Source organism: Streptomyces sp. SID10853 (assembly GCF_010548145.1).
GTDB lineage: Bacteria > Actinomycetota > Actinomycetes > Streptomycetales > Streptomycetaceae > Streptomyces.
In genome coordinates this window covers 1-9,222 of sequence record NZ_JAAGLN010000264.1, presented here as the reverse complement: position 1 = coordinate 9,222, position 9,222 = coordinate 1, and the positions used below count along the sequence as shown (strand labels likewise).

Below are 9,222 nucleotides of genomic sequence, written 5' to 3'. Positions count from 1 at the left end.
CCGCGCCGCACCCGCAAGCACTGAACCGCCGGGCGGCGGTGCGGCCGGGCAGCGGTGCGGCCGGGCGGGACATCCTGCCCGGCCGACCCCCCCGGCTGTGTTGTTCGGCTGCTTCGCCTGACTGTGCGGCCTGACCGCCTCTGCCCGGCGGTGCGGCCTGACCGCCTCTGCCCGGCGGTGCGGCCTGACCACCCCCTCGGCTGCCCTCCGGAATCAGCCGCCCGCAGGGACCAGTCGCCCTCCGCGATCAGCCACGCCCCACGAGCGATCAGCCGCCCCGCGAGCGATCAGCCGCCCTCCGCGATACGGGTGCCCGTGCCGCTCACCCGTACCCGGGAGTCGCCCGCCCGCAGTGTGACCGTCAGCTCGCCGGGGCGGCCCATGTCCGCACCCTGGTGGAGGGTGAGAACCGCGTCCTCCGCGACGAGGCCCAGCGCACGGGCGTACGCCCCGAACGCCGCCGCGGCGGCCCCCGTCGCCGGGTCCTCGACCACCCCGCCCACCGGGAACGGGTCCCGGACGTGGAAGACCGTCTCCGACTCCCGCCTGACCAGCTGGAGCGTGGTCAGGTCCAGGGTGTGCATGAAGGCGGTCAGCCGGTCGAAGTCGTACGCGAGGTCCGCCAGCCGGGACCTGGTCGCGGCCGCCAGCACCAGGTGGCGCGCCCCCGCGTAGGCGATACGGGGCGGGAGGGCCGGGTCGAGGTCCGATGCCTGCCAGCCGAGCGCGCCCAGCGCTTCGGCCACCTCGGGCCCGGCCACATCCAGGACGGCCGGTTCGACGCTCGTCAGGGTGGCCCGCAGTGTGCCGTCCTCATCGGCCACCGTCACCGGCACCGTGCCCGCGCGGGTGGCGAGGAGGAGATCGCCGGGGCCGTGCCGTTCGGCGAAGGCGATCGCGGTGGCGACCGTCGCGTGCCCACAGAACGGGACCTCGGCCTGCGGGCTGAAGTACCGGACGGTGAACGCCCGTCCGGGCTCCCCGCGGAGCCCTTCGGGCGGCGCGGTCAGGAACGCGGTCTCGCTGTACCCGAGCTCCGCGGCGATCGCCAGCTGCGCCGCGTCGTCGAGACCGGCGGCGTCCAGCACGACCCCGGCGGGGTTGCCCCCGGCCGGGTCGGCGGAGAACGCGGTGTAGCGGAGTACCTCGGGGCGAGGGCGGGGGTGTGACGTCATGTCCGTCGCCAACCGCCCGGCCGCCGCGGTCATTCCCCTCCGGGAGCCGGGCGGCTCAGGGAGCGGTCCGCGACCCGCTCCAGATGTCCGGCGAACACCCCGGCCGCGTCAGGGGTCAGCGTGCGCAGCGCCACCATCGCCGTCACGATCACATCGCACAGCTCGGCCTCGACGTCCTGCCAGCTGTGCGACGCGCCCTTGCGGGGGTTCTGGCCGGTGGCGCCGATGACCGCCTGGGCGACCTCGCCGACCTCCTCGGAGAGCTTGAGGATCCGGAGCAGGGTCTCCTCCTGAGGGGGCCGGGAGGTGGAACCGGCCAGCCAGGCGTGGAGTCGATCGATGGTGTTCCAGGCGTGTTCGTCCATGGACGGCACCCTGCCATGCCGGTGACGCCGCGCGCCCCTTCCGGGGCGCCCACGCCGCGGCCCCTCGCCTCAGCCGCGGCCCACGTACGGCATCGTCGTCGCCAGCACCGTCGCGAACTGCACATTGGCCTCCAGCGGCAGCTCCGCCATGTGCAGCACCGTGCGCGCCACGTCCGCCGCGTCCATCACCGGCTCGGCCAGCAGCTCGCCGTTGGCCTGTTTGATTCCGCCGCGCATCCGCTCGGTCATCTCGGTGGCCGCGTTGCCGATGTCGATCTGCCCGCAGGCGATGCGGTACGGACGGCCGTCCAGCGAGAGGGACTTGGTGAGGCCGGTCATGGCGTGCTTCGTGGCCGTGTACGCGATCGAGTCCGGGCGTGGGGTGTGCGCCGAGATGGAGCCGTTGTTGATGATCCGGCCGCCCTGCGGGTCCTGCTCCTTCATGAGCCGGAAGGCCGCCTGCGCGCACAGGAACGAACCCGTCAGGTTGGTGTCCACGACCTGCCGCCACGCCTCGTACGTCAGGTCCTCCACCGGCACCCCGCCGGGGCCCGAGATGCCGGCGTTGTTGAAGAGCAGGTCCAGCCGCCCCCAGCGCTCCCGCACCGTGCCGAAGAGCGCGGCCACCTCGTCAGGGGACGTGACGTCCGCTGGTACGGGGAAGGTCTCGCCGCCGGTGAGCGCGGCTGTCGCGGCCAGCTTCTCCGCGCGGCGCCCGGCCAGCGCCACCGACCAGCCCGCGTCCGCCAGGGCGAGGGCGACGCTCCGGCCGATGCCGGAGCCCGCGCCGGTGACCACTGCCGTCCTGCGGGATGCTGTCTTCCGAGATGTGTCCATGGGGGCGCAGATTACGACAGGTGCGGGTCCCGGCTCGGCTCCGGCCCCGGCTCGCCGCCCCGGACCCGGCCCCAGGTCAGCCCCAGCCCCAGCCCCAGGTCAGCCCCAGCCCCGGCCCCAGGTCAGCCCCGGTTCCAGGCCCAGGTCAGCCCCGGTCCCCGGCCGGTCCTGTGTCCGCCGGATAGCGGACGCCCGTCCGCTCCCGTACCGCGTCGAGCGTCCGCATCACGGCGAGCGTGCCCTCCAGCGGTACCAGCGGCGACTCCGTCTCGCCCGCGCGCACGGCCCGCATCACCTCGGCCGCCTCGTACTGCATGCCGTGCAGCCCGCCGCCGTACTGCCCGGCGGTGAACTCCTCGGGCTCCCGGCCGTCCCGGTGCAGGACGAACCGCTCCGGCTGGAAGAAGCCGCGCGGAATCTCGATCCGGCCCGCCGTCCCCGTCACGGCCGCGGTCCGCGGGGTGTCCGCGGTGACCGAGCAGCTCAGCAGCGCCGTCGCCCCGCTCTCCCAGCCCAGCAGCATCGAGGTGTCCAGGTCGACGCCCTCCGGCGAGAGCCGCGCGTCGGCCCGTACCCGGTCGGGCTCGCCGAGCAGCAGCTGTGCGAACGACACCGGGTAGACGCCCAGGTCGAGCAGGGCTCCGCCGCCCTGTGCCGGGTCGAGCAGCCGGTGGCCTGCGCCGAAGGGGCCGGCCAGCCCGAAGTCCGCCTGTACGGTACGGATTTCGCCGAGCGCCCCGTCCCGTACCAGCTCCGTCAGCCGCCGGACGAGCGGGTCGCAGTACATCCACATGGCCTCCATCAGGAAGCTGCCCCGGGAGCGGGCGAGACCGGCCAGCTCGGCGGCCTCCCTCGCGTTCAGCGTGAACGCCTTCTCGCACAGCACCGCGCGCCCCGCCTCCAGACAGAGCCCGGCGGCGGCCCGGTGCGCGGCGTGCGGGGTGGCCACGTACACGACGTCGACGTCCGGGTCGGCCGCCAGCTCCGCCCAGCTGCCATGGGCGCGCGGGATGCCGAAGCGCCCGGCGAATCCCTTCGCGGACGCGAGCGTGCGCGACGCCACAGCGACCACCTCGGCGCCCGGGAGTCCTTGCAGGTCAGCGGTGAACGCGCTGGCTATGCCACCCGTGGCGAGCACACCCCACCGCACAGGTCTTTCCATCCCGGCCCCCATAATCCGTCCCCACCACACCCTCTGGGCTGAGAGCATAGAGGCCATGCCGAAGACCTCTGCCCCGGAGCACATACGCACCGGGCTACCCGCCCCTGCCGTCGCCCGCACCACCGGAATCCTGGTCACCCTCGTCCTCGGCGGGCTCACCGCGCTGCCCGCGCTGTCGATGGACATGTATCTCCCCGCGCTGCCCGAGGTCACGGACGCGCTGCACTCGCCGGCCGCCACCGTCCAGCTCACCCTCACCGCCTGCCTGATCGGTATGGCGCTCGGCCAGCTTGTCGTCGGGCCGATGAGCGACAAGTGGGGCAGGCGGCGGCCGCTGCTCATCGGCATGGCCGTGTACGTCGCGGCCACCGCGGTCTGTGCCTTCGCCCCGAACGTCGAACTGCTCATCACCTTCCGGCTGTTGCAGGGCCTCGCGGGCTCGGCCGGCATCGTCATCGCCCGTGCGGTGGTGCGCGATCTCTACGACGGCATGGAGATGGCGCGGTTCTTCTCCACGCTGATGCTGATCTCCGGCGTCGCCCCGATCGTCGCCCCGCTCATCGGCGGGCAGATCCTCCAGATCACGGACTGGCGCGGAGTCTTCGTCCTGCTCACCGTGGTCGGCACGCTGCTGACGCTCGTGGTGTGGAAGTGGCTGCACGAGACGCTGCCGCCCGAGCGGCGGCACACGGGCGGTGTCGGCCAGGCGCTGCGGACGATGCGCTCGCTCCTCGCCGACCGGGTCTTCACCGGCTATCTGATCGCCGGCGGGCTCGCCTTCGGGGCGCTCTTCGCGTACATCTCGGCCTCGCCCTTCGTGGTGCAGGACATCTACGGTGCGTCGCCGCAGATGTTCAGCCTGCTCTTCGGCATCAACTCGGTCGGTCTGGTGGCGGTCGGCCAGATCAACGGCAAGGTGCTCGTCGGCCGGGTCAGCCTGGACAAGGCGCTCGGCTTCGGTCTTGCCGTCATTACGCTCGCCGCCACGGCGCTGCTGCTGATGACGTCCGGGGTCTTCGGCCATGTCGGCCTCTTCCCGATCGCCGCCGGCCTCTTCGTGCTGATGTCGGCGATGGGCATGGCCATGCCGAACACCAACGCCCAGGCGCTGATGCGCACCCCGCACGCAGCGGGTTCGGCATCGGCGCTGCTCGGCTCCTCCACCTTCCTGCTCGGCGCGGTGGCGTCCCCGCTGGTCGGTATCGCGGGTGAGGCGACGGCCGCCCCGATGGCCGTGGTCCAGCTGGTGTGCGGGGTGGGCGCGATGACCTGCTTCCTGGTGCTGTGCCGGCCGTGGCAGCGCAAGGCGCCCGCGGTCGCGGTGCGGGCCGCGGAGTAGACCGCCCGGTCGCTGGTCGCTGGTCGCCGGTCGCCCGGTCTTGCGCCGGGTGCTGAGCGCTTTCGCCGCCTGGCGGGTCCGTACCGCAGCGTCGCAGGTCATCGCGGTACGGACACATGGTTCGAACGGATGAACAAGGGCCACCCGTTCGGCCGCGTGCTGCGAAACCCTTCCCCCTCGAACGCCGTTCTGCTGCCGCAGACAGCGTACGAACGAGGGGGGACAGGGTGGCTCTGGTCGAGTCGGTGGCCGGGTGGGTGCCGCCGCGGCGCGTCACCAACGACGCCCTGCCCGCGCACTGGGGCGTGGACGACGCCTGGGTGCGGACCCGGACGGGGATCGGGGCCCGCCACCGGAGCGGCCCCGGCGTCTCCACCGGGGACCTGGCGTACGAGGCGGCCCGGCGGCTCCTGGAGCGCGCGGGCCGGCCCCGGGTCGACGCACTCGTCCTCGCCACCGCCACCCCCGACCACCCGTGCCCGGCCACGGCTCCCGCGGTGGCGGCCCGGCTGGGTCTCGGTTCCGTCGCGGCGGTCGACGTGTCCGCGGTGTGCAGCGGTTTCATCTACGGGCTGGCCTGCGCCCAGGGCCTGGTGGCCGCCGGAATCGCCGAGCGGGTCCTGCTGGCGGGCGCCGACACGTACTCCGGCTGGCTCGACCCGGACGACCACAGATCAGGGGTCGTGTTCGGCGACGGCGCGGGGGCCGCGCTGGTCGCGGCGGGCCCCGCCGGAGCACCCGGAGAACTGCTCGGCTTCGACCTGGGCAGCGACGGCACAGGACACGACCTGATCACCGTGGCGGGCGGCGGCTCCCGGGCCCGGTCCGTGCCGGGGCCCGCCGGGCCGGGCGACGGCTACTTCCGGATGCGCGGCGCGGCCGTCTACCAGCAGGCCGTCGAGCGGATGACCGGCTCCTGCCGCGCCCTCCTCGCCAAGCTGGGCTGGGACGCCGGGCAGGTCGACCACTTCGTACCGCACCAGGCCAATGCCCGGATCCTGCGCGCGGTCGCCGGGCGGCTCGGCATCGACCCCGCCCGGTGCGTCACCCACCTCGACCGGGTCGGCAACACCGGCGCGGCCTCCATCCCGCTCGCCCTCGCCGACGCGGACGCCAGGGGCGCGCTGCGGACCGGTGACCGGGTGCTGCTGACTGCCTTCGGCGGCGGCCTGACCTGGGGATCGGCCGCGCTGCGCTGGGCGGGGACTCCTGTTGCCCCGGGTTCCGGAACCGCCGCTGCCACCGCCGCCGCCGCTGCCACCGCCACCGCCGCTGCTCCTGCCCCTGCTGTTTCTGTCACGACGGCCTCCCGCACCGCCGCCACCGCCGCCGCTTCCGCCACCACCGCGTCCCGTACCACCGCTGCGCGGCCCGCCGCGGCCGCACTCTCCGAGGAGCTCTCATGAGGACACCCGAGATCGCTGTGACCGGACTGGGGATGATCACCCCGGGGGGTGCCGGTGCGGCCGCGACCTGGGAAGCGGTCCTGGCCGGCCGCTCCACCGCCCGCCGCCTGCCCGCATTGCGCGGTCTGCCGGTCGACTTCGGCTGTGCGGTGGACGGTGTCGACCTGGACACCGCGGTCGGCGGACGGAAGACCTGGCGGATGCACCGCTTCGTCAAACTGGCGCTGATCGCCGCCCGGCAGGCCGTCGCCGACGCCGGGCTCGACCCCACGGGCTGGGACGGCGGCCGGGTGGGGGTGGTCATCGGCGTCGGCGTCGGCGGAGTCTCCGTACTCACCGACAACGCCCTGCGTCTGCACGCCGAAGGGCCGGGCGCCGTCTCCCCGTTGCTGGTACCGATGATGATTCCCAACGCGGCCGCAGGCGAGGTCGCCATCGCGCTGTCGGCACACGGGCCGAGTCTCGCGCCCGCCACCGCCTGCGCGTCCGGCGCCACGGCCATCGCCGTCGCCCGTGATCTGCTGGCCTCCGGGCAGTGCGACGTGGTGGTAGCCGGGGGAGCGGAGTCGGTGCTCCAGCCGCTCGTGGTGTCCGGATTCGCGCAGATGGGCGCGGTGTCGAAGCGGTGCGACGACCCGGCGGGGGCGTCCCGGCCGTTCGCGGGGGACCGGGACGGGTTCGTCATCGCCGAGGGCGCCGGGGTGCTGGTCCTGGAGCGGGCCGCCGACGCTGCTGCCCGCGGTCACCGTGCCCGTGCGCTGCTCGCCGGGGTGGGCGCCACCACCGACGCCCACCACCCCACCGCCCCCGATCCGCAAGGCCGTTGCGCGCGGGCCGCCGTCGACGCGGCCCTGCGGGACGCCGGCTGGAGCCCGTACGACGTCGGGCACGTCAACGCGCACGGCACCTCAACGCCGCTCAACGACGCGATGGAGGCCGACGTGATCTCGCGGGTGTTCCCGCACTGGCCACCGGTGACATCGGCCAAGGGCGTCCTGGGGCACTCGCTCGCGGCAGCGGGGGCGATCGAGGCCGCGCTGACCGTACTGACCCTGGCGGAGGGCGTGATTCCGCCGATCGCCAACCTGGACGCCCCCGCTGTCGAGTTCGACCTGAACTGTGTGACCAAGGAGGCCCGCCGCGAGCCCGTGGAGCGGGCGGTCAGCCACTCCTTCGGCTTCGGCGGACACAACGTCGTGCTGGCCTTCCAGCGGGGAGCGTGAGAGATGACCGCGGAAACCCTGGCCGCCGGCTCACCGACGGCCGATTCTCCTGAGTCCTCCCAGTCCCCTGAGCCTCTTGAGTCCCCGGCTTCCGGCTGTCTGTCAGGGGAGGCCGGAGACCCCGGTGTGCGCGACGCGCTCGTCCGGGTGCTGTTCGGTGACGACCACCGGGCCGCCCACGGCCCCTGGCGCGCACTGCTCACCGCGGAGCCGTTCCGGCGCGGGCCTGCTCTCGCACCGGACGCGCAGCTGGAGCTGGCGTACGGGCGGCTGCGCATCCTCAACTCCACGCTGGACAGCGCCTTCCGGCTGGCCGCCGACCCCGTGGCACTGGCCAATATGCATGAGTGGCTCAGCCCCGTCGACACCGCGCTGACGACAGTCGCCGGCATCCACTACAACCTGTTCCTCGGCACTCTCATCGACCATGACGGCGACGTGCGGCGGGATCTGTCGGACTTCGCGGATCTGACCCGGACCGGGACCTTCCTCTGCACCGAGCTCGACCACGGCAACGACGCCACGGCGCTGGAGACGACAGCCGATTACGACCGGGCCAGGGACGGGTTCCTGCTGCGCACCCCGCACGCGGGAGCGCAGAAGTTCATGCCCAACACCAGTGCCGCGGGCGGCCCCAAGAGCGGTGTGGTGGCGGCCCGGCTGCTGGTCGACGGCCAGGACCTCGGTGTCTTCCTGTTCCTGACCGCGCTGACCGGACCGCGGGGCCCCCTGCCCGGCGTACGGGTCAGGCTGCTGCCCCGGCGCATGGGCAGTGTGGTCGACCACTGTCTGACCTCGTTCGACGGGGTCTTCGTCCCGCGCGAAGCACTGCTCTCCGGGCCGCAGGGGCGGCTCGACGCCGAGGGCGCCTTCAGCAGCGAGGTGGTCAACCGGCGCAGCCGCTTCCTGCTGTCGATCGGCCGGGTCACCGCGGGCAAGCTGAGCATGAGCGCCTGCGCAGTCGGCTCCGTACGGGCGGCCCTCGCGGTGGCGGTCCGCCACGGCTCGCACCGGCTGATCGGCGGGGTACGGCCGCCCGAGCGGGTGCCCGTCATGGCGCACCGCAGCCACTACGCCCCTCTCGCGGGCGCGCTGGCCACGGCGTACGCGATGACGCTGCTGCACCGCACGGTGCTGCGTACGTGGACGGAGTGCGGCGGTGCGGAGGGAAGCCGGACGGAGGGAAGCCGGACGGAGAGAAGTGGGACGGAGGGGAGTGGGGCGGAAGGAAGTGGGCCGGAGGGGAGTGGGGCGGAAGGAAGTGGGCCGGAGAGAAGTGGGCCGGAGGGAAGTGGGGCTGAGGGCGGCGGGGCTCAGTTCCGAGGGGGCGGCCGGGCCGGGGCCGAGCGGCTGGTCGCCGTGGCCAAAGCCTGGATCACCTGGGAGGCGCGCGCCGTCATCAGTGAGTGCCGCGAACGGTGCGGCGCCCAGGGCCTGTTGGAGAACAACGGCCTCGCCGCCCTGGTGACCGGCATCGAGGGGGCGATCACCGCCGAGGGCGACAACCTCGCCATCCACGCCAAGGCGGCGGCCGGGATGGTCTGCGACCACCACCCGCCGCGTCCGCCCGCCGCCCCGGCCGGCCGCGAGCTGACCGACCCGGTCTTCCTCCGGGAGCTGCTCGCCGCCGTCGAGTGCGTCGACCTCGACCGGGCCCGCGCCGGGATGCGCGAGGCTGCGCCGGGGGACGCGCTCGGCCGGTGGAACGCGGGGGC

The 9,222-nt window shown here is 73.9% G+C and carries 8 protein-coding genes; 4 read left to right on the top strand and 4 right to left on the bottom strand.

Going from position 1 to position 9,222, the window contains the following annotated elements; all coding sequences use genetic code 11:
- Positions 1 to 287: 287 nt before the first annotated feature.
- The 4 genes from G3I19_RS31300 to G3I19_RS31285 form a co-directional block, all read right to left on the bottom strand.
- Complete coding sequence (locus G3I19_RS31300) at positions 288 to 1,175, bottom strand: PhzF family phenazine biosynthesis isomerase (protein ID WP_164267096.1); 888 nt, start codon at positions 1,173 to 1,175, stop codon at positions 288 to 290.
- Positions 1,176 to 1,204: 29 nt separating this feature from the next.
- A complete protein-coding gene (locus tag G3I19_RS31295; RefSeq protein ID WP_164267095.1) occupies positions 1,205 to 1,540 on the bottom strand; it encodes a MazG-like family protein in 336 nt (111 codons plus the stop codon).
- Positions 1,541 to 1,609: 69 nt separating this feature from the next.
- Positions 1,610 to 2,377 (bottom strand): SDR family oxidoreductase, encoded by a 768-nt coding sequence (locus G3I19_RS31290; protein ID WP_164267094.1) that lies wholly within the window; start codon positions 2,375 to 2,377, stop codon positions 1,610 to 1,612.
- 145 nt (positions 2,378 to 2,522) lie between these two features.
- Complete coding sequence (locus G3I19_RS31285; RefSeq protein WP_164267093.1) at positions 2,523 to 3,539, bottom strand: Gfo/Idh/MocA family oxidoreductase; 1,017 nt, start codon at positions 3,537 to 3,539, stop codon at positions 2,523 to 2,525.
- A 55-nt stretch (positions 3,540 to 3,594) separates the two neighbouring features.
- On the opposite strand from G3I19_RS31285, the gene G3I19_RS31280 reads away from it, so the two are divergent.
- From G3I19_RS31280 to G3I19_RS37795, 4 genes are all read left to right on the top strand, one after another.
- Positions 3,595 to 4,878, top strand: coding sequence for a multidrug effflux MFS transporter (locus G3I19_RS31280; RefSeq protein WP_239074952.1), 1,284 nt, complete (start codon positions 3,595 to 3,597; stop codon positions 4,876 to 4,878).
- 233 nt (positions 4,879 to 5,111) lie between these two features.
- Entirely contained in the window at positions 5,112 to 6,284 is a 1,173-nt protein-coding gene (locus G3I19_RS31275) for a beta-ketoacyl-ACP synthase 3 (protein WP_239074953.1), read from the top strand.
- Positions 6,281 to 7,507, top strand: a complete 1,227-nt coding sequence (locus tag G3I19_RS31270; RefSeq protein ID WP_164267090.1) for a beta-ketoacyl-[acyl-carrier-protein] synthase family protein — start codon at positions 6,281 to 6,283, stop codon at positions 7,505 to 7,507. The genes G3I19_RS31275 and G3I19_RS31270 overlap by 4 nt, the downstream gene beginning before the upstream one ends.
- 3 nt (positions 7,508 to 7,510) lie before the next feature.
- On the top strand, positions 7,511 to 9,222 hold a 1,712-nt coding region (locus tag G3I19_RS37795; protein WP_239074951.1), incomplete at its 3' end, for an acyl-CoA oxidase.

Excerpts from the sequence above, each read along its gene's own strand:
- G3I19_RS31300 (WP_164267096.1), bottom strand. The coding sequence starts at position 1,175 with ATGACGTCACACCCCCGCCCTCGCCCCGAGGTACTCCGCTACACCGCG.
- G3I19_RS31295 (WP_164267095.1), bottom strand. The coding sequence starts at position 1,540 with ATGGACGAACACGCCTGGAACACCATCGATCGACTCCACGCCTGGCTG.
- G3I19_RS31290 (WP_164267094.1), bottom strand. The coding sequence starts at position 2,377 with ATGGACACATCTCGGAAGACAGCATCCCGCAGGACGGCAGTGGTCACC.
- G3I19_RS31285 (WP_164267093.1), bottom strand. The coding sequence starts at position 3,539 with ATGGAAAGACCTGTGCGGTGGGGTGTGCTCGCCACGGGTGGCATAGCC.
- G3I19_RS31280 (WP_239074952.1), top strand. The coding sequence starts at position 3,595 with ATGCCGAAGACCTCTGCCCCGGAGCACATACGCACCGGGCTACCCGCC.
- G3I19_RS31270 (WP_164267090.1), top strand. The coding sequence starts at position 6,281 with ATGAGGACACCCGAGATCGCTGTGACCGGACTGGGGATGATCACCCCG.